Annotated in this window: 18 protein-coding genes; 16 read left to right on the top strand and 2 right to left on the bottom strand. The window is 56.2% G+C overall.

The features are described from left to right. Positions 1-211: 211 nt before the first annotated feature. From yfbV to F8562_RS06840, 4 genes are all read left to right on the top strand, one after another. Positions 212-667, top strand: a complete 456-nt coding sequence (gene yfbV / locus F8562_RS06855; RefSeq protein ID WP_004104090.1) for a terminus macrodomain insulation protein YfbV — start codon at positions 212-214, stop codon at positions 665-667. Positions 668-753: 86 nt separating this feature from the next. Further along, a complete protein-coding gene (locus tag F8562_RS06850; RefSeq protein WP_004123152.1) occupies positions 754-1,248 on the top strand; it encodes a YfbU family protein in 495 nt (164 codons plus the stop codon). 11 nt (positions 1,249-1,259) lie between these two features. Next, positions 1,260-1,919: a sugar phosphatase gene (locus tag F8562_RS06845; protein WP_009654668.1), complete on the top strand. Its 660-nt coding sequence runs from the start codon at positions 1,260-1,262 to the stop codon at positions 1,917-1,919. Between the two features lie 76 nt (positions 1,920-1,995). Next, positions 1,996-3,828, top strand: coding sequence for an SLC13 family permease (locus tag F8562_RS06840; protein ID WP_014839122.1), 1,833 nt, complete (start codon positions 1,996-1,998; stop codon positions 3,826-3,828). Between the two features lie 52 nt (positions 3,829-3,880). Here the strand turns inward: F8562_RS06840 and yfbR are convergent, their stop codons facing one another. Both yfbR and alaA read right to left on the bottom strand, forming a co-directional pair. Next, the gene (yfbR, locus tag F8562_RS06835) at positions 3,881-4,480 is read right to left on the bottom strand and encodes a 5'-deoxynucleotidase (protein WP_004852850.1); all 600 of its coding nucleotides are present in this window, start codon (positions 4,478-4,480) and stop codon (positions 3,881-3,883) included. An 87-nt stretch (positions 4,481-4,567) separates the two neighbouring features. Next, positions 4,568-5,785 carry an alanine transaminase AlaA gene (gene alaA, locus F8562_RS06830; RefSeq protein ID WP_004852849.1) on the bottom strand — a complete coding sequence of 406 codons (1,218 nt, stop codon included), beginning with the start codon at positions 5,783-5,785 and terminating at the stop codon, positions 4,568-4,570. An 887-nt stretch (positions 5,786-6,672) separates the two neighbouring features. Between alaA and F8562_RS06825 the strand changes: the two genes are divergently transcribed. From F8562_RS06825 to nuoL, 12 genes are all read left to right on the top strand, one after another. Continuing rightward, positions 6,673-7,599, top strand: coding sequence for a LysR family transcriptional regulator (locus F8562_RS06825; protein WP_014839121.1), 927 nt, complete (start codon positions 6,673-6,675; stop codon positions 7,597-7,599). A 651-nt stretch (positions 7,600-8,250) separates the two neighbouring features. Further along, positions 8,251-8,697, top strand: coding sequence for an NADH-quinone oxidoreductase subunit NuoA (gene nuoA / locus F8562_RS06815; protein ID WP_004123140.1), 447 nt, complete (start codon positions 8,251-8,253; stop codon positions 8,695-8,697). A gap of 15 nt (positions 8,698-8,712) precedes the next feature. After that, a complete protein-coding gene (gene nuoB / locus F8562_RS06810; RefSeq protein WP_002913178.1) occupies positions 8,713-9,387 on the top strand; it encodes an NADH-quinone oxidoreductase subunit NuoB in 675 nt (224 codons plus the stop codon). Between the two features lie 86 nt (positions 9,388-9,473). Continuing rightward, the gene (gene nuoC, locus F8562_RS06805) at positions 9,474-11,282 is read left to right on the top strand and encodes an NADH-quinone oxidoreductase subunit C/D (protein WP_014230254.1); all 1,809 of its coding nucleotides are present in this window, start codon (positions 9,474-9,476) and stop codon (positions 11,280-11,282) included. Between the two features lie 2 nt (positions 11,283-11,284). Next, positions 11,285-11,785, top strand: coding sequence for an NADH-quinone oxidoreductase subunit NuoE (gene nuoE, locus F8562_RS06800; RefSeq protein ID WP_004104075.1), 501 nt, complete (start codon positions 11,285-11,287; stop codon positions 11,783-11,785). After that, positions 11,782-13,119 (top strand): NADH-quinone oxidoreductase subunit NuoF, encoded by a 1,338-nt coding sequence (gene nuoF / locus F8562_RS06795; protein ID WP_014839120.1) that lies wholly within the window; start codon positions 11,782-11,784, stop codon positions 13,117-13,119. The genes nuoE and nuoF overlap by 4 nt, the downstream gene beginning before the upstream one ends. A 32-nt stretch (positions 13,120-13,151) precedes the next feature. Beyond that, the gene (gene nuoG / locus F8562_RS06790; protein ID WP_014839119.1) at positions 13,152-15,878 is read left to right on the top strand and encodes an NADH-quinone oxidoreductase subunit NuoG; all 2,727 of its coding nucleotides are present in this window, start codon (positions 13,152-13,154) and stop codon (positions 15,876-15,878) included. Then, on the top strand, positions 15,875-16,852 hold the full coding sequence (nuoH, locus tag F8562_RS06785) for an NADH-quinone oxidoreductase subunit NuoH (protein ID WP_004104068.1): 978 nt from the start codon (positions 15,875-15,877) through the stop codon (positions 16,850-16,852). The genes nuoG and nuoH overlap by 4 nt, the downstream gene beginning before the upstream one ends. A gap of 14 nt (positions 16,853-16,866) precedes the next feature. Continuing rightward, entirely contained in the window at positions 16,867-17,409 is a 543-nt protein-coding gene (gene nuoI, locus F8562_RS06780; RefSeq protein ID WP_004104066.1) for an NADH-quinone oxidoreductase subunit NuoI, read from the top strand. Positions 17,410-17,419: 10 nt separating this feature from the next. Beyond that, positions 17,420-17,974, top strand: coding sequence for an NADH-quinone oxidoreductase subunit J (nuoJ, locus tag F8562_RS06775; RefSeq protein ID WP_014230252.1), 555 nt, complete (start codon positions 17,420-17,422; stop codon positions 17,972-17,974). Next, positions 17,971-18,273 carry an NADH-quinone oxidoreductase subunit NuoK gene (gene nuoK, locus F8562_RS06770; RefSeq protein ID WP_004104062.1) on the top strand — a complete coding sequence of 101 codons (303 nt, stop codon included), beginning with the start codon at positions 17,971-17,973 and terminating at the stop codon, positions 18,271-18,273. The genes nuoJ and nuoK overlap by 4 nt, the downstream gene beginning before the upstream one ends. Next, positions 18,270-20,111, top strand: a complete 1,842-nt coding sequence (gene nuoL, locus F8562_RS06765; protein ID WP_025106678.1) for an NADH-quinone oxidoreductase subunit L — start codon at positions 18,270-18,272, stop codon at positions 20,109-20,111. The genes nuoK and nuoL overlap by 4 nt, the downstream gene beginning before the upstream one ends. Positions 20,112-20,354: the final 243 nt, after the last annotated feature.

The following is a 20,354-nucleotide window of genomic DNA, read 5'->3' as shown; positions in this document are numbered from 1 at the left end:
ACATTTGATTTTATGTCATTTTGCATAATTTTCAGCCGGTGGCAGAATATGCGATAATTTGACTAACCTGGTAAAAGGGTCTAACCGCCCCTCAGGTGCGCACAGAATACCTGATTGAGGCCGCCATTGCCAAAATCTTTTGAACGTTGTCATGCACAGTTGGTGTTTTGCACATATTTTTTAAGTTTTATATGTAAAGTTGAGGTAAGCCATGTCCGGTCCCGAGAATCGCCCTGTGAGTTTTTTTGGCTTGTTTCGCCACGGGCAGCACTATGCAAAGACCTGGCCTCTGGATAAGCGCCTTGCCCCGGTGTTTATTGAAAACCGTATTATTCGCGCCACGCGCTATGCGATTCGCATCATGCCGCCGGTGGCGATTTTCACGCTGTGCTGGCAAATCGCCCTCGGCGGCCAGCTGGGCCCTGCCGTGGCTACCGCGCTGTTCGCGCTGAGTCTGCCGATGCAAGGCTTATGGTGGCTGGGTAAGCGTTCGGTAACGCCGCTGCCGCCGTCGATACTGAACTGGTTTTATGAAGTACGGGGTAAACTGCAGGAGGCGGGACAAGCGCTGACGCCGGTTGACGGCAAGCCGGATTATCAGGCTTTAGCTGACACGCTTAAGCGCGCCTTCAAACAACTGGATAAAACTTTCCTTGATGATTTGTAATTGCATCGGGAAAACGCATATAAAAGAAGGCGCATGAATTATGCGCCTTCTTTTTTCACGTCGTAAAAGTGCCACAGGAGTCAAAAATGGAAATGACCAATGCGCAGCGTCTGATTCTGTCGAATCAATACAAAATGATGACGATGCTCGATCCGGACAACGCTGAACGCTACCGCCGCCTGCAGACCATCATTGAGCGTGGATACGGGCTGCAGATGCGCGAGCTGGACCGCGAGTTTGGCCAGCTTACCGAGGAAACGTGTCGTACCATCATTGATATCATGGAGATGTATCATGCGCTGCATGTCTCCTGGACGAACCTGAAGGATGCCAGCGGAATTGACGAGCGTCGGGTCACCTTCCTCGGCTTCGACGTGGCGACCGAAGCCCGCTATCTCGGCTATGTCCGCTTTATGGTTAACGTTGAAGGGCGCTACAGCCACTTTGACGCCGGCACTCACGGTTTTAACTCCCAGACCCCGATGTGGGAAAAATACCAGCGCATGCTGAGCACCTGGCACTCCTGCCCGCGTCAGTACCATTTAAGCAGTAACGAAATTAACCAAATTATCAACGCCTGATGGAGGTTCCCGTGCAGTGTAAAGGTTTCCTGTTTGATCTTGACGGGACATTGGTCGATTCGCTGCCGGTTGTGGAGCGTTCGTGGTGCAAATGGGCGGATCGGTTCAGTATCCCTCATGATGAAGTGCTGAACTTCATTCATGGCAAACAGGCGATAACCTCGTTGCGTCATTTTCTCCCCGGCCGCAGCGAAGAGGAGATTCAGGCAGAGTTCACCCTGCTGGAAACGGTAGAAGCAACGGATACGGATGGCGTAACGGCGCTGCCGGGCGCGGTGGCGTTGCTCAGGACGCTCGATCGCGCGGGGATTCCGTGGGCGATCGTGACGTCGGGGTCGATACCCGTCGCCCACGCTCGTCATCGTGCCGCGGGGCTGCCTGAGGCGAAGGTTTTTGTTACCGCCGAGCGCGTAAAGCACGGGAAACCCGCACCGGACGCCTACCTGCTGGGGGCCGAACTGTTGGGACTGGCGCCGGGGGATTGCGCCGTCGTGGAGGATGCGCCTGCCGGTCTGCTCGCCGGGCTGAATGCCGGCTGTCGCACCATCGCGGTCAATGTGCCCGCCGATGCGCCGCGTCTTGATGAAGCGGATTTAGTATTAACGACGCTGGAGAGCCTGCAGGTTGAACGCCTGCCTGACGGCAACGTGAATATTATCCTTAAAGATTAATCTCATGATTTAGCCCCGCGCCGGCGGGGCTTTTTTATGCCAGACTTCCAACTCCATCTTCTGACAAGGATAAGTTGTGAACGGTGAATTGATTTGGGTGTTATCCCTTCTTGCCGTAGCCGTCGTGCTCTTTGCCACCGGAAAAGTGCGCATGGACGCTATCGCATTGCTGGTGATTGTCGCTTTCGTTCTCAGCGACACTTTAACGCTCAGCGAGGCCTTCTCCGGCTTTAGCGATCCTAACGTTATTCTTATTGCCGCGCTTTTTATTATTGGCGATGGGCTGGTGCGCACCGGGGTCGCCACCAAAATGGGCTCCTGGCTGGTGAAGGTTGCCGGGAACAGCGAAACCAAAATGCTGGTCTATTTGATGTTAACCGTTGCCGGATTAGGGGCGTTTATGAGCTCGACCGGCGTGGTGGCCATTTTTATCCCCGTGGTGCTCAGCGTGTCGATGCGCATGAACACCTCCCCTTCGCGGTTGATGATGCCGCTCAGTTTTGCCGGACTTATCAGCGGGATGATGACCCTGGTGGCCACACCGCCTAACCTGGTCGTTAACAGCGAACTTTTACGCGAAGGGCTGCAAGGCTTCAGCTTTTTTAGCGTTACGCCGATAGGTCTGGTGGTGCTGGTTCTGGGCATTTTCTATATGCTGGTGATGCGTTTTATGCTCAAAGGAGAAGAGGGCGAGCAAGCGCGAGATGGCCGAAAAAGAAGCACCTTCCGCGATCTCATTAAAGATTATCATCTCACGGGGCGCGCGCGCCGCCTGGCCATACGCCCCGGCTCGCCGATGATTGGCCAGCGCCTGGACGACCTGAAGCTACGCGAGCGCTACGGGGCGAACGTTATCGGCGTTGAGCGCTGGCGGCGCTTTCGACGGGTTATCGTTAACGTTAACGGCGTATCGGAATTCCGCGCCCGCGACGTCTTGCTGATCGATATGTCGGCCTCAGACGTGGATTTACGCCAGTTCTGCGGCGAGCAGATGCTCGAACCGATGGTGCTGCGCGGCGAATATTTTTCCGATCAGGCGCTGGACGTGGGGATGGCGGAAGTCTCTCTGATCCCGGATTCAGAACTGATTGGCAAGTCGGTGCGCGAAATCGCCTTTCGTACCCGTTTTGATTTGAACATCGTGGGGCTGAAACGCGATGGCAAAGCCCTTGACGGCGCGGTGACCGATGAAGCCTTGCAGCTTGGCGATATCATGCTGGTGGTGGGCAACTGGCGGCAGATAGCGCTGCTGGCTAAGCGGGGCCGTGACTTTGTGGTGCTGAATATGCCCATCGAGGTCAACGACGCCTCGCCGGCGCACAGCCAGGCGCCGCACGCGATTTTCTGTCTGGTGCTGATGGTCGCGCTGATGCTGACTGACGAAATTCCTAACCCTATAGCGGCCATCATTGCCTGCCTGCTGATGGGTAAATTCCGCTGTATTAACGCCGAGAGCGCCTATAAAGCTATCCACTGGCCGAGCATTATCTTGATTGTCGGAATGATGCCTTTTGCTCTGGCGCTGCAGAAAACCGGCGGCGTGGATCTGGTGGTTCAGGGACTCATGGATGTGGCGGGGAGCAAAGGACCGTACCTGATGCTTGGCTGCCTGTTCGTAATGTGCGCGGCTATCGGCCTGTTTATTTCCAATACCGCCACCGCGGTGCTGATGGCGCCCATTGCGCTGGCCGCGGCAAAGTCGATGGGCGTTTCGCCTTATCCCTTTGCGATGGTGGTCGCCATGGCGGCCTCGGCGGCGTTTATGACCCCGGTATCGTCGCCGGTGAACACCCTGGTGCTGGGGCCGGGGAAATATTCATTCAGCGATTTTGTCAAAATCGGCGTGCCGTTCACCCTCCTGGTGATGGTGGTGTGCGTCCTGCTGATCCCGGTGCTGTTTCCGTTCTGATTCAGCGGCATCCTTCCCCGGTCAGGCTGACGCTGGCCGGGGAAGTGTGGGGTTATAAAGGCGAATCCTGGCTGATTTCATCGAGGGAAAGATGGAAGCTCGGGACAAACACCTGCATAAAGTAGTCCATCTCTGCGCTGCGGCGCGATTCCAGCGTTTTCTCAAGGCGGCCTTTGGCCAGCAGAAATTCATTGTTCCCCGCCGATAGCTCTTCCAGACACTTCAGGTAGGCGCAAAGCGCATCCGCCTGCTTGACAAGGGATTTTTCCTCTTCGCTGTAGTGATGTTCATCGATCAGCGGTTCAAAAATGTCGCGCAGTTCATCAGGAACCATATCGACCAGCTTCTGCTGGGCGATTTTTTCGATGGCTTTGTACTCTTGCGCGATCTGAGAATTGAAATATTTTACCGGCGTCGGCAGGTCGCCGGTCAGGACTTCCGAGGCATCGTGATACATCGCCAGCAGCGCGATGCGTTCGGCGTTAACCCGCCCGCCGAATTTACGATTTTTGATCGCCGCCAGCGCATGGGCCACCATCGCGACCTGTAAGCTGTGTTCGGAGACGTTTTCGGTGCGCACATTACGCATCAGCGGCCAGCGGTTGATCAGTTTCAGGCGGGAGAGGTGGGCAAAGAAATGACTCTGACTCATAGGAACCCTTAATCAGTTACGACGTCGGGTGCCATTGTGCGCAGGGATTGCCGCCGGATGCAAATCCCGGCGGCTGGACAGATAAAATCAGAGCTGGTGGTAGCCGGAAAGGAAACGCCCGAAACGGGTAATTGCCATTTCAAGATCGTCTTCGCGCGGAAGGGTCACAATACGCACGTGGTCCGGCCACGGCCAGTTAAAGGCGGTACCCTGAACCAGCAGGACTTTCTCCTGCAGCAGAAAATCGAGCACCATCTTCTGGTCATCGTGAATATTAAAGCGTTTAGCGTCGATTTTCGGGAACATATACAGCGCGCCTTTCGGCTTAGTGCACGAGACGCCCGGAATGTCGTTAATCAGCTCCCAGGCGCGATTACGCTGTTCATACAAGCGTCCGCCGGGAACAATAAATTCGCTGATGCTCTGATAGCCGCCGAGAGCGGTTTGGATCGCATGCTGGGCCGGGACGTTGGCGCACAGGCGCATAGAGGCCAGCATCTCCAGGCCTTCGATATAGCCTTTTGCGTGTTTCTTCGGCCCGTTCAGTACCATCCAACCCTGGCGGAAGCCGGCAACGCGGTAGGTTTTTGACAGGCCGTTAAAGGTAACGGTGAGCAGATCCGGGGCCAGCGGCGCAATTGAGTGGTGCTGCGCTTCATCGTAGAGGATCTTATCGTAGATCTCATCGGCGAAAATAATCAGGTTATGCTGGCGGGCGATCTCGACGATCTCCATCAGCAGCTCTTTTGAGTACACCGCGCCGGTTGGGTTATTCGGGTTGATAATCACGATGCCGCGGGTACGCGGGGTGATTTTCGCGCGGATATCGTCGAGGTCCGGGAACCAGTCGGAAGACTCATCGCAAAGATAGTGCACCGCTTTACCGCTGGAAAGCGCGACCGCGGCGGTCCACAGCGGATAATCCGGCGCCGGGACCAGCATTTCATCGCCGCTGTTCAGCAGCGCCTGCATGGCCTGGACGATAAGCTCCGAAACGCCGTTACCAATATAGATATCTTCGACCGTCACATCACGCATACCGCGGGCCTGGTAATGCTGCATGATGGCCTTACGGGCGGAATAGAGGCCTTTTGAATCGCTGTAGCCCTGCGAGGTAGGGAGGTTGCGGATAACGTCAACGAGGATCTCGTCAGGCGCGTCAAAGCCAAACGGCGCTGGGTTGCCGATGTTCAGCTTCAGGACTTTATTGCCTTCTTCTTCAAGGCGTTTCGCCTCTTTCAGAACCGGGCCGCGGATGTCGTAACAGACGTTATCTAACTTGCTGGATTTTTCGATGGGGGACATGAACCTTGACCTTTTAGCTGTTATCGCCACTCCCTGCCGTGGAAGTCAGCACGGAATAATGTACTCCGCCTCCCCGCTGTTTTGAAGGGTTAACAGGAGAAGATTTTGCTATTCATCGCTTTTTGGTGTAATCAATTTATCTGGTGAACTGCGCTTTTGTTTATACATTACACCTTTAATAATTTTATTGATGGTCTTATATTGTGCCTGGTGGTGTTTTGGTGAACGTTTATCTGGTTTGTTGATTTAAAGAGGACCGGCGCTTGTTTTTTACGCGTAAAACGAATCATCGTCTGGTGAACGTTTAATTCACAATACGCTGAAGGTTGTAACAACTTTGCTAGATATTTTTAATGAAAGTATTTAATAGCTAAATGAGTTTTATTTTATGCAAGGAATATTCTTAGATCTGTTAATTTAATTAAAGCGCCAACCAGCATTTAAAGTGGCCTGAGATAATACTGATTAACGCTTATAAATATTGTGGTTTTCGGTTAGAATATCGCCGTTAATACCGACATATGGCTATGCCAGGTAGCTTATTTCTTTATTAATACATTGTTATTGCAGGTTTTTGTTCTGCCTGAGCCCGATGGCAAGGTTTGTCGCTGGTGAGGATGCAGACAATGGTCATTGACGGCTATTTTTTGCGTCACATCACAAAAACAAATGCGTCGTAATTAAAAGCGCTTAGGCGTACGAGCAAAATATTACTCTGAAATTCCGCGCATTTGCTGCGGATGAGTGCTTTCTAATGCAATAACGTTCGTCCAGTTGTTCATCCGTCCGTCTCTGGCGGGTAACGCGAAGCTTAAGGATTAGCCGGAAGCCTGGAGCACAGCATCAACAAGGCAGGTAAGCATTAGCCGCCTGAATGTGAAGCAAATATGATAAATGAAAATCGTTCGATACTAAATTTAGACCTCGATCTCTTGAGAACCTTTGTTGCCGTCGCCGATCTCAGTACCTTTGCCGCTGCCGCCGTCGCGGTGCGCCGGACCCAGTCAGCGGTGAGCCAGCAGATGCAGCGGCTGGAGCAGCTGGTTGGCAAAGAACTTTTTGCTCGCCACGGGCGCAATAAGCTTCTGACCGAGCAGGGCATTCAGCTGCTGGGCTATGCGCGGAAAATTCTGCGCTTTAATGATGAAGCCTGTATGTCGCTCATGTTTGGCAGCCTGCAGGGAACGCTGACCGTGGGAGCCTCTGATGAGACGGCGGATACCATTTTACCGTGCCTGTTAAACCGGATTGGTAGTTTTTATCCCAGGCTGACGCTGGAAATCAAAGTCCTCAAACACCTTGATATCGTCGATATGCTGAAGAGCGGGGCAATCGATCTTGCGCTGACGACCCGACAAACCAAGGGTTCCGACATGCTGACGCTGCGCACGTCGCCAACGCTGTGGTACTGCGCAGCGGATTATGTCCTCCCTCAGGGCGAGTCTGTCCCGCTTGTTTTGCTGGATGCCCCGGATCCGTTTCGGGAAGAGATCGTTGAGGTACTCAACGCCGCCGGCGTTGCGTGGCATCTTTCCCATGCGGCAAGCTCAATGGCGGGGGTGAAGGCGGCGGTGAAAGCCGGGCTTGGCGTGACCGCGCAGCCGGTAGAGATGATGAGCCCCGAATTTCGCGTACCGGGCCGGAGTGACGGTTTACCCGTGCTGCCTGATACCCGCTACATGCTGAACTGCAATCCGCAGAAGGCAAGCGAGCTGACGCAGGCCATTTTTCAGTCGCTGAGCGCAGAGTACCAGCCGTGGTCCACGCAACGCGTTTATACTCCTGAAGGGGGAGATAATTCCCTTATTTCCTGAGCGGGAAAAGCTAACAAACATCACAAAAACTGGTAACAAAATGTAAGTGTAAAAACGAACCCCAGACGTGTGAAATTGCCGCTGCGGTTCGTTTTTTTCAAATTTTATTGATTAATAGAAACTTTTGTTGATTTCTTTTGAGCTAAATCAGTAGGTTAGATCCGCTCCTCCTCTCATTTCTCGACTTTTCTCTGCACTTTCAATACTTCCTGCTAATGTTAAAAAACCATCTGGTTTGTTGCTGTTTTCTTGGTTGAATTAACAAAAGCGTGTCGCAGATCAAGAAAATACCCCTCCTTAGGGGGAGGAATCGTGTCTGAATCCTGTCAAAATAGGCGGGCCATTTTGATTTACGGCGGAAACGGACACGATTCAACAACACTAAAGCCGAGCAGTATGCAAGGTTATTCCGCATGAAAGGGCATTTAATGTTAATGAAAAAAATCCAATGTAAATTAATGTTGTGAAAACTTTTGTTAAAGTTGACAAAAGGTTAATGAAAGGAGTAAAAAGCCACCGCAACTGGCCTTCCACATCACCCAGGGACGCTTTTTTGCACGGCTATTTTTTTATTCCTCCCCGTGAAACGCTGTGGCGTTCATCTGCCAGTAAGAGCAGAGGGTTTTAGCGCTACACTTTTTTGGTTAAGCAATGCGTATGTCAACATCCACTGAAGTCATCGCTCATCATTGGGCATTCGCTATATTTCTCATCATCGCTATCGGCCTGTGCTGCCTGATGCTCGTCGGCGGCTGGTACCTTGGCGGACGCGCGCGCGCGCGAAGCAAGAACACGCCGTTTGAATCCGGGATCGACTCCGTCGGTTCGGCTCGCTTACGTCTTTCTGCGAAGTTTTATCTGGTTGCCATGTTCTTCGTTATCTTCGACGTGGAAGCCCTGTATCTCTACGCATGGTCGACTTCTATCCGTGAAAGCGGCTGGGTCGGCTTTGTGGAAGCCGCAATTTTCATTTTAGTGCTACTGGCTGGTCTGGTTTACCTCGTTCGTATCGGCGCACTGGACTGGACGCCTGCGCGCTCCCGTCGCACGCTGGTTAACCCGGAAACAGACAGTCCCACTAACCGTCATACGCAGTAAAAGCGAGGCAATAAGATGGATTATACGCTCACCCGCATCGATCCTAACGGTGAGAACGACCGTTACCCCCTGCAAAAACAGGAGATCGTAACCGACCCCCTGGAGCAAGAAGTCAATAAAAGCGTGTATATGGGGAAACTCGAACACGCCTTGCATGACATGGTGAACTGGGGCCGTAAGAACTCAATCTGGCCTTACAACTTCGGCCTTTCTTGCTGCTACGTGGAAATGGTGACGTCATTCACCGCGGTGCATGACGTTGCGCGCTTTGGTGCAGAAGTATTACGTGCCTCCCCGCGTCAGGCTGACCTGATGGTGGTCGCCGGCACCTGCTTTACTAAAATGGCGCCGGTCATTCAGCGTCTTTATGACCAGATGCTGGAGCCGAAGTGGGTTATCTCGATGGGCGCATGCGCCAACTCCGGCGGAATGTACGATATTTACTCTGTCGTCCAGGGCGTGGATAAGTTTATTCCGGTCGATGTTTACATCCCGGGCTGCCCGCCGCGTCCGGAAGCTTATATGCAGGCGCTGATGCTGCTGCAGGAATCCATTGGTAAAGAACGCCGTCCGCTCTCGTGGGTGGTTGGCGATCAGGGCGTGTACCGCGCCAATATGCAGTCGGAACGCGAGCGTAAACGCGGCGAACGTATTGCAGTGACCAATCTGCGGACTCCGGACGAGATTTAACTTGCGCCTGCGGGCGGGATAAAAACTTCGCAAATCAATCTACTACAGCGCGAAGCCTCGCCGGCAGTCACCACGGACCTTTTGCAATGGTGAACAATATGACCGATTTAACCGCGCATGACGCCGCACCAGCCTGGCAAACCCGCGATCACCTTGATGACCCGGTGATCGGCGAACTGCGCAACCGTTTTGGGCCGGATGCCTTTACCGTTCAGCCAACCCGCACCGGCGTTCCGGTGGTTTGGGTGAAGCGTGAACAGCTGCTTGAGGTGGGTGATTTCCTGAAGAAATTGCCGAAGCCTTACGTGATGCTGTTTGACCTGCACGGCATGGACGAACGTCTGCGCACGCACCGCGACGGTTTACCCGCCGCGGATTTTTCCGTTTTCTATCATCTGATTTCAATAGACCGCAACCGCGACATCATGCTCAAGGTTGCCTTGTCTGAAAACGATCTGCATCTGCCGACCTTCACCAAACTGTTCCCTAACGCCAACTGGTATGAGCGTGAAACCTGGGAGATGTTTGGCGTGACCTTCGATGGTCACCCGAATCTGCGCCGCATCATGATGCCGCCGACCTGGGAAGGTCACCCGCTGCGTAAAGACTACCCGGCGCGCGCCACCGAATTTGACCCGTTTGAGCTGACCAAAGCCAAACAGGATCTGGAAATGGAAGCGCTGACCTTTAAACCGGAAGAGTGGGGCATGAAGCGCGGGACCGAAAACGAGGACTTCATGTTCCTTAACCTCGGCCCGAACCACCCCTCCGCTCACGGTGCGTTCCGTATTATTCTGCAGCTTGATGGCGAAGAGATCGTCGACTGCGTGCCAGATATCGGCTACCACCACCGCGGCGCCGAGAAAATGGGCGAGCGCCAGTCCTGGCACAGCTACATTCCGTATACCGACCGTATTGAATATCTCGGCGGCTGCGTTAACGAAATGCCTTACGTGCTGGCGGTTGAGAAACTGGCGGGGATAACCGTGCCGGATCGCGTCAACGTGATCCGCGTGATGCTCTCCGAGCTGTTCCGTATCAACAGCCATCTGCTGTACATCTCCACCTTTATTCAGGACGTCGGGGCGATGACGCCGGTGTTCTTTGCCTTTACCGACCGTCAAAAGATCTACGATCTGGTGGAAGCGATTACCGGTTTCCGTATGCACCCGGCCTGGTTCCGTATCGGCGGCGTCGCGCACGACCTGCCCCGCGGCTGGGATCGCCTGCTGCGCGAATTCCTCGAGTGGATGCCGAAGCGTCTGGATTCCTATGAGAAAGCCGCGCTGCGCAACACCATCCTCATCGGTCGTTCGAAAGGGGTTGCCGCCTACAACGCGAAAGAGGCGCTGGAGTGGGGCACCACCGGCGCGGGCCTGCGCGCGACCGGCATCGGCTTCGACGTACGTAAATGGCGTCCCTATTCTGGCTATGAAAACTTCGACTTTGAGATCCCGACCGGCGGTGGCGTCTCCGACTGCTACACCCGCGTGATGCTGAAAGTGGAAGAGCTGCGCCAGAGCCTGCGCATTCTTCAGCAGTGCCTCGATAACATGCCGGAAGGCCCGTTCAAGGCGGATCATCCGCTGACGACGCCACCGCCAAAAGAGCGCACGCTGCAGCATATCGAAACCCTGATTACGCACTTCCTGCAGGTTTCCTGGGGCCCGGTCATGCCGGCGCAAGAATCCTTCCAGATGATTGAAGCGACCAAGGGTATTAACAGTTACTACCTGACCAGCGACGGCAGCACCATGAGCTACCGTACCCGCGTGCGCACGCCAAGCTTCGCGCACCTGCAGCAGATCCCGGCCGCTATTCGCGGCAGTCTGGTCTCCGACCTGATTGTCTATCTGGGTAGTATCGATTTTGTTATGTCAGACGTGGACCGCTAATTATGCACGAGAATCAACAACCACAAACCGAGGCTTTTGAGCTGAGTGCGGCAGAGCGTGAGGCGATTGAGCACGAGAAGCACCACTACGAAGACCCGCGTGCGGCGTCCATTGAAGCGCTGAAGATCGTTCAGAAGCAGCGCGGCTGGGTGCCGGACGGCGCAATCTACGCTATCGCCGATGTGCTGGGGATCCCGGCCAGCGACGTAGAAGGCGTTGCGACCTTCTACAGCCAGATTTTCCGCCAGCCGGTGGGTCGTCACGTGATTCGCTACTGCGACAGCGTGGTGTGCCACATCACCGGGTTCCAGGGCATTCAGTCGGCGATTGAGAAGAAGCTGGATATCAAACCGGGTCAAACCACCTTTGATGGCCGCTTCACTCTGCTGCCGACCTGCTGCCTGGGCAACTGCGACAAGGGGCCGACCATGATGATTGATGAGGACACTCACAGTTATCTGACGCCGGAAGCGATTCCTGACCTCCTGGAGCGGTATAAATGAAAACCATTATTCGTACTGCCGAAACCCATCCGTTAACCTGGCGTCTGCGCGACGACAAACAGCCGGTATGGCTGGATGAATACCAGAGTAAAAACGGCTACGCCGGGGCGCGTAAAGCGCTCTCCGGCATGGCACCGGATGAAATCGTCACTGCGGTAAAAGACGCCGGCCTGAAGGGGCGCGGCGGCGCGGGCTTTTCCACCGGTCTGAAGTGGAGCCTGATGCCGAAAGACGAGTCCATGAACATCCGTTACCTGCTGTGTAACGCCGATGAAATGGAGCCGGGCACCTATAAAGACCGCCTGCTGATGGAACAGCTGCCGCACCTGCTGGTGGAAGGCATGCTGATCTCCGCTTTTGCGCTGAAAGCTTACCGCGGCTACATCTTCCTGCGCGGAGAATATGTTGAAGCGGCTCAGCATCTGCGCCGGGCCATTGCCGAAGCGACCGAAGCGGGCCTGCTCGGCAAAAACATACTCGGCACCGGTTTTGACTTCGAGCTGTTCGTCCATACCGGGGCAGGGCGCTATATCTGCGGCGAAGAAACCGCGCTGATTAACTCCCTCGAAGGCCGCCGCGCCAACCCACGTTCGAAGCCGCCGTTCCCGGCCAGCTCCGGCGTCTGGGGCAAACCGACCTGCGTAAACAACGTTGAAACCCTGTGCAACGTCCCGGCGATTCTGGCCAATGGCGTCGAGTGGTATCAGAACATTTCGACCAGTAAAGACGCCGGCACCAAGCTGATGGGTTTCTCCGGCCGCGTGAAGAATCCGGGCGTCTGGGAGCTGCCGTTCGGCACCACCGCGCGCGAGATCCTCGAAGAGTACGCGGGCGGCATGCGCGATGGCCTGAAGTTCAAAGCCTGGCAGCCGGGCGGCGCGGGCACCGACTTCCTGACCGAAGCGCATCTCGACCTGCCGATGGAGTTCGAAAGCATTGGTAAAGCGGGCAGCCGTCTGGGCACCGCGCTGGCGATGGCGGTTGACCATGAGATTGGCATGGTGCCGCTGGTACGCAACCTGGAAGAGTTCTTTGCCCGTGAGTCCTGCGGCTGGTGTACGCCTTGCCGTGACGGTCTGCCGTGGAGCGTGAAAATTCTGCGCGCTCTCGAGCGCGGCGAAGGCCAGCCGGGGGATATCGAGACGCTTGAGCAACTGTGTCGATTCCTCGGTCCGGGTAAAACCTTCTGCGCGCACGCGCCGGGTGCGGTTGAGCCGCTACAGAGCGCGATTAAATATTTCCGCGAAGAATTCGAAGCTGGCATTAAACAGCAGTTCAGCAATACCCATGCAATCAACGGGATTCAGCCGAACCTGCTTAAGACGCGCTGGTAATCTAAAGGTTTTTTTATTTTGGAAGCACGCTAATGGCTACGATTCATGTAGACGGCAAAGAGTACGAGGTCAACGGAGCGGACAACCTGTTAGAAGCTTGTCTCTCTCTGGGCCTTGATATTCCTTACTTTTGCTGGCATCCGGCGCTGGGAAGCGTTGGTGCTTGCCGCCAGTGTGCGGTGAAGCAATATCAGAACGCGGAAGACACGCGTGGCCGCCTGGTGATGTCCTGTATGACACCGGCATCCGACGGCACTTTTATTTCCATCGACGACGCAGAAGCGAAGCAGTTCCGCGAAAGCGTAGTTGAGTGGCTGATGACCAACCACCCGCACGACTGTCCGGTGTGCGAAGAGGGCGGCAACTGCCACTTACAGGATATGACCGTAATGACCGGTCATAGCTTCCGTCGCTACCGCTTTACCAAGCGTACCCACCGCAACCAGGATCTGGGGCCGTTCATCTCTCACGAAATGAACCGCTGCATCGCCTGCTACCGCTGCGTTCGCTACTACAAAGACTATGCCGACGGTACCGACCTGGGCGTCTACGGCGCTCACGACAACGTCTACTTTGGCCGTCCGGAAGACGGTACGCTGGAAAGCGAGTTCTCCGGTAACCTGGTGGAAGTCTGTCCGACCGGCGTCTTTACCGATAAAACGCACTCCGAGCGCTATAACCGTAAGTGGGACATGCAGTTTGCGCCAAGCATCTGCCAGCAGTGTTCCATCGGCTGTAACATCAGCCCCGGCGAGCGCTACGGCGAACTGCGTCGTATCGAAAACCGTTATAACGGTACCGTTAACCGCTACTTCCTCTGCGACCGCGGTCGTTTCGGCTATGGCTATGTCAATCTGAAAGATCGTCCGCGTCAGCCGGTTCAGCGCCGCGGCGACGATCTGATCGCCCTCAACGCCGAACAGGCGATGCAGGGGGCGGCAGATATTCTGCGCCAGTCGAAGAAGGTGATTGGTATCGGCTCCCCGCGCGCCAGCATTGAAAGCAACTTTGCGCTGCGCGAGCTGGTCGGCGCCGAAAACTTCTATACCGGTATCGCCAAGGGCGAACAGGCGCGCCTGCAGATGATGCTGAAAGTGCTGCGCGAAGGCGGTATTCATACCCCGGCGCTGCGCGAGATCGAATCCTACGATGCGGTGCTGATCCTCGGTGAGGACATCACCCAGACCGGCGCGCGTATCGCGCTGGCGGTGCGTCAGGCGGTGAAAGGCAAAGCGCGTGAAATGGCGGCGGCGCAGAAAGTCGCCGACTGGCAGATCGCCGCGATCCTTAACATCGGCCAGCGCGCGAAGCATCCGCTGTTCGTGACCAATATCGACGACACGCGTCTTGATGATATCGCCGCATGGACCTACCGCGCGCCGGTGGAAGATCAGGCGCGTCTTGGCTTCGCCATCGCCCACGCGCTGGACGATAGCGCGCCGGCGGTCGAAGGGCTGAGCAGCGAGCTGAAAGGCAAAATCGACGTGATCGTTCAGGCGTTAGCCGGAGCGAAAAAACCGCTGATTGTTTCCGGAACCAACGCCGGCAGCATCGAGGTAATTCAGGCCGCCGCCAACGTGGCGAAAGCCCTGAAAGGCCGCGGCGCTGACGTTGGCGTGACCATGGTCGCCCGGGCAGTGAACAGCGTAGGCCTCGGGATGATCGGCGGCGGCTCGCTTGAAGAGGCGCTGAGCGAACTGGAGACCGGTAACGCCGATGCGGTTATCGTGCTGGAAAACGACCTGCACCGCCACGCTTCAGCCGCCCGCGTTGACGCGGCGCTGGCGAAAGCGCCGCTGGTCATGGTGGTTGACCATCAGCGTACGGCGATTATGGAAAAAGCGCATCTGGTGCTCTCCGCGGCAAGCTTCGCGGAAAGCGACGGTACCGTGGTCAACAACGAAGGTCGCGCCCAGCGCTTCTTCCAGGTTTACGACCCGGCCTACTACGACGCGAAAACCGTGATGCTGGAAAGCTGGCGCTGGCTGCACTCATTGCACAGTACCGTTAACAACCGCCAGGTTGACTGGACGCAGCTGGACCACGTGATTGACGCCGCCATTGCCGCGCTACCGCAGCTGGCCGGTATCAAAGACGCCGCGCCGGATGCGACCTTCCGCATTCGCGGTCAGAAGCTGGCCCGTGAACCGCACCGCTATAGCGGTCGTACGGCGATGCGCGCCAACATCAGCGTGCATGAACCCCGTCAGCCGCAGGATAAAGACACCATGTTTGCCTTTTCCATGGAAGGGAACAACCAGCCGTCCGCGCCGCGTTCGCAAATTCCCTTTGCGTGGGCGCCGGGCTGGAACTCCCCGCAGGCGTGGAACAAGTTCCAGGATGAAGTGGGCGGTAAACTGCGCCACGGCGATCCGGGCGTGCGTCTGATTGAAGCCTCCGCCAGCGGTCTTGAGTACTTTACCGCGGTACCGGCAAGCTTCCAGGCTGAAGAAGGGAAATGGCGTATCGCGCCTTACTACCATCTGTTCGGCAGCGACGAGCTGTCGCAGCGTGCTCCGGTATTCCAGAGCCGCATGCCGCAGCCGTACGTTAAGCTGAACCCGGCAGATGCCGCGAAGCTTGGCGTGAACGAAGGGGCGATGGTTTCCTTCAGCGTTGATGGCCAGGCGCTTAGCCTGCCGCTGGTAATCTCGGCGGGGCTGACGGCAGGGCAGGTTGGCTTACCGATGGGCATGCCAGGGATTGCGCCGGTGCTGACCGGAGCGCGTATTGATACTCTGCAGGAGGCGAAAGCATGAGTTGGTTAACTCCCGATCTCATCGACATTCTGTTAGGCATCCTTAAGGCGGTAGTGATTCTGCTGGTGGTGGTGACCTGCGGCGCGTTTATGAGCTTTGGCGAACGTCGTCTGCTGGGCCTGTTCCAGAACCGTTACGGGCCTAACCGCGTGGGCTGGGGCGGTTCGCTGCAGCTCGTCGCCGACATGATCAAAATGTTCTTTAAAGAGGACTGGGTTCCGCGCTTCTCGGATCGCGTGATCTTTACTCTGGCGCCGGTGATCGCTTTTACTTCGCTGCTGCTGGCCTTCGCCATTGTGCCGGTCAGCCCGACGTGGGTGGTGGCCGATCTGAACATCGGGATCCTGTTCTTCCTGATGATGGCAGGTCTGGCGGTCTATGCGGTGCTGTTCGCCGGCTGGTCGAGCAACAACAAATACTCGCTGCTTGGCGCGATGCGTGCTTCTGCCCAGACCCTGAGCTACGAAGTGTTCCTCGGGCTTTCCCTGATGGGCGTGGTGGCGCAGGCCGGTTCATTCAACATGACCGATATCGTCAACAACCAGGCGCATCTGTGGAACGTCATCCCTCAGTTCTTCGGCTTCGTGACCTTTGCGATCGCGGGCGTAGCGGTATGTCACCGTCACCCGTTTGACCAACCGGAAGCGGAACAGGAGCTGGCTGACGGTTATCACATCGAATACTCCGGCATGAAGTTCGGTCTGTTCTTCGTCGGTGAATATATCGGGATTGTTACCGTATCGGCGCTGATTGTGACGCTGTTCTTCGGCGGCTGGAATGGCCCATGGTTACCTCCTTTCATCTGGTTCGCGCTGAAAACCGCGTTCTTTATGATGATGTTCATTTTGATCCGCGCATCATTACCGCGTCCGCGCTATGACCAGGTAATGTCCTTTGGCTGGAAGGTATGCCTGCCGTTAACGCTGATCAACTTGTTGGTAACGGCGGCTGTCATTCTCTGGCAGGCGCAATAAGGGGTGAATTGACCATGACCTTAAAAGAATTATTGGTAGGGTTTGGCACCCAGGTCCGCAGTATCTGCATGATCGGGATGCACGCCTTTGCCAAACGTGAAACTCGGATGTACCCGGAAGAGCCGGTATATCTGCCGCCGCGCTACCGTGGCCGCATCGTGCTGACGCGCGATCCGGACGGCGAAGAGCGCTGCGTTGCCTGTAACCTGTGTGCGGTAGCCTGTCCGGTAGGCTGTATCTCTCTGCAAAAAGCGGAGACCAAAGACGGCCGCTGGTACCCGGAGTTTTTCCGCATCAACTTCTCGCGCTGCATTTTCTGCGGCCTGTGCGAAGAAGCGTGCCCGACCACGGCGATTCAGTTGACCCCGGACTTTGAGCTGGGCGAATACAAACGTCAGGATCTGGTGTACGAAAAAGAGGATCTGCTGATTTCCGGTCCGGGTAAATACCCGGAATATAACTTCTACCGGATGGCGGGTATGGCAATCGACGGCAAAGATAAGGGCGAAGCAGAGAACGAAGCTAAGCCTATCGACGTCAAGAGCCTGTTACCGTAAGGAGAGGGCAATGGAATTCGCTTTTTATATCTGTGGCCTGATAGCCATCCTCGCAACCCTGCGGGTGATCACCCACACCAATCCGGTGCACGCGCTGCTGTACCTGATCATTTCGCTGTTGGCGATCGCCGGGGTGTTCTTCTCCTTAGGGGCTTATTTCGCCGGTGCGCTGGAAATTATCGTCTACGCCGGGGCCATCATGGTGCTGTTCGTGTTCGTGGTGATGATGCTCAACCTGGGTGGCAGCGAAATCGAGCAGGAGCGCCAGTGGCTGAAACCTGGGATCTGGATCGGTCCGGCCATTCTCGCAGCGGTACTGCTGGTGGTTATCGTTTACGCCATCCTTGGTATTAACGATCAGGGTATCGACGGCGCGGCGATTAACGCCAAAGAGGTCGGTATTGCGCTGTTTGGTCCGTACGTTCTGGCGGTGGAGCTGGCCTCCATGCTGCTGCTCGCGGGCCTGGTTGTTGCCTTCCATATCGGCCGTGAAGAGCGCGTCGGGGAAGTGCTGAGCAACCGTCCGAACGACAGCGATAAAAGAAAAACGGAGGAACACGCATGATCCCCTTAACACATGGACTGATCCTCGCCTCTGTCCTGTTTGTCCTCGGCCTGACGGGGCTGGTCATCCGCCGCAATCTGCTGTTTATGCTGATTAGCCTGGAGATCATGATCAATGCCGCGGCGCTGGCTTTCGTGGTTGCAGGGAGCTACTGGGGCCAGACCGATGGCCAGATAATGTATATCCTCGCCATCACCCTCGCCGCCGCGGAAGCGAGTATCGGCCTGGCGCTGCTGCTGCAGCTCCATCGTCGTCGCCAGAACCTGAACATCGATTCAGTAAGTGAGTTGCGCGGATGAATATGCTTGCCTTAACCATTCTTTTGCCATTGATTGGCTTTGTTTTGCTGGCCTTCTCTCGCGGCCGCTGGTCGGAAAACTTATCCGCCACCGTGGGGGTAGGCTCGGTAGGCCTGGCGGCGCTGGTCACGGCGTTTGTCGGCGTTGACTTCTTCGCCAACGGCAAACAGGCGGTCAGCGTGCCGCTGTGGACCTGGATGTCGGTGGGCGACTTCAACGTCGGCTTCAACCTGGTGCTGGACGGCCTCTCTCTGACCATGCTGTCCGTGGTGACCGGCGTCGGCTTCCTGATCCATATGTTCGCCTCCTGGTACATGCGCGGCGAAGAGGGCTACTCTCGCTTCTTCGCCTATACCAACCTGTTTATCGCCAGCATGGTGGTTCTGGTGCTCGCTGATAACCTGCTGCTGATGTATCTCGGCTGGGAAGGCGTGGGCCTGTGCTCCTATCTGCTGATCGGCTTCTATTACACCGATCCGAAGAACGGCGCGGCGGCGATGAAAGCCTTTGTGGTGACCCGCGTCGGCGACGTGTTCCTGGCGTTCGCGCTGTTCATTCTCTACAACGAGCTGGGCACCCTGAACTTCCGCGAAATGGTCGAACTGGCGCCTGCGCACTTCGAGGCCGGTAATAACATGCTGTGGTGGGCAACCCTGATGCTGCTGGGCGGCGCGGTGGGTAAATCTGCGCAGCTGCCGTTGCAGACCTGGCTTGCGGACGCGATGGCCGGTCCAACCCCGGTCTCCGCGCTGATCCACGCCGCCACCATGGTGACCGCCGGCGTCTACCTGATTGCGCGTACCCATGGCCTGTTCCTGATGACCCCGGAAATTCTGCATCTGGTGGGTATCGTCGGAGCGGTAACGCTGGTGCTGGCAGGCTTCGCCGCGCTGGTGCAGACCGATATCAAACGCGTGCTCGCGTATTCCACTATGAGCCAGATTGGCTACATGTTCCTCGCGCTCGGCGTGCAGGCGTGGGATGCGGCGATTTTCCATCTGATGACCCATGCGTTCTTTAAAGCGCTGCTGTTCCTGTCGTCCGGTTCGGTGATTCTGGCCTGCCACCACGAACAGAATATCTTCAAGATGGGCGGCCTGCGTAAGTCTATTCCGCTGGTATACGTCTGCTTCCTGGTGGGGGGCGCGGCGCTGTCCGCGCTGCCGCTGGTGACGGCAGGCTTCTTCAGTAAGGATGAGATTCTGGCGGGCGCGATGGCGAACGGTCATCTGAATCTGATGGTTGCCGGCCTGGTGGGGGCGTTTATGACCTCCCTGTACACCTTCCGTATGATTTTCATCGTGTTCCACGGCAAAGAACAAATTCACGCTCACGCAGGGAAGGGGATTACCCATCATCTGCCGCTGATTGTGCTGCTGGTGCTCTCGACCTTCGTTGGCGCGCTGATTGTGCCGCCGCTGGAAGGCGTACTGCCGCAGACCACCGAGCTTGAACACGGACGCGTTATGACGCTGGAAATTGCCTCCGGGGTGATTGCTATCGCCGGTATTCTGATTGCCGCCTGGCTGTGGCTGGGTAAACGCACGCTGGTGACGTCGATTGCCAACAGCGCGCCGGGTCGTCTGCTCGGTACCTGGTGGTACAACGCCTGGGGCTTTGACTGGCTGTATGACAAGGTGTTCGTTAAGCCGTTCCTCGGCGTGGCGTGGCTGCTGAAGAGCGATCCGCTGAATGCCCTGATGAACATTCCGGCGATCCTTTCCCGCTTCGCAGGCAAAGGCCTGGTGGTGAGCGAGAATGGCTATCTGCGCTGGTATGTGGCTTCTATGGGCATCGGCGCTGTCGTGGTGCTGGCGCTGCTGATGGTATTGCGTTGAGTTTGTTGGCTGGATGAACGATTGCCGGATGGCGCTGTGTTTATCCGGCCTGCAAACCCAAAATTATTTTTAGAATTCGTTTAAAATCTGTTCCTGAAGTACAGGCGTCATCGGCGAAGTCAGACCGGAAACCGCCAGCGCAGAGCAACCGGAGCGTACGTGAGTACGTGAGGATGATTCGCGAAGCTCACCCCTACGGGGCCGTCCTTACGGACGTTCAAAACGCGCTGCGTTTTGTGTGAG

Origin of the sequence: Klebsiella sp. RCJ4 (assembly GCF_009025755.1) — a bacterium.
Taxonomy (GTDB): domain Bacteria; phylum Pseudomonadota; class Gammaproteobacteria; order Enterobacterales; family Enterobacteriaceae; genus Klebsiella; species Klebsiella michiganensis.
The sequence above is the reverse complement of the archived record's forward strand: the minus strand, read 5'-3'. Positions and strand labels throughout refer to the sequence as shown.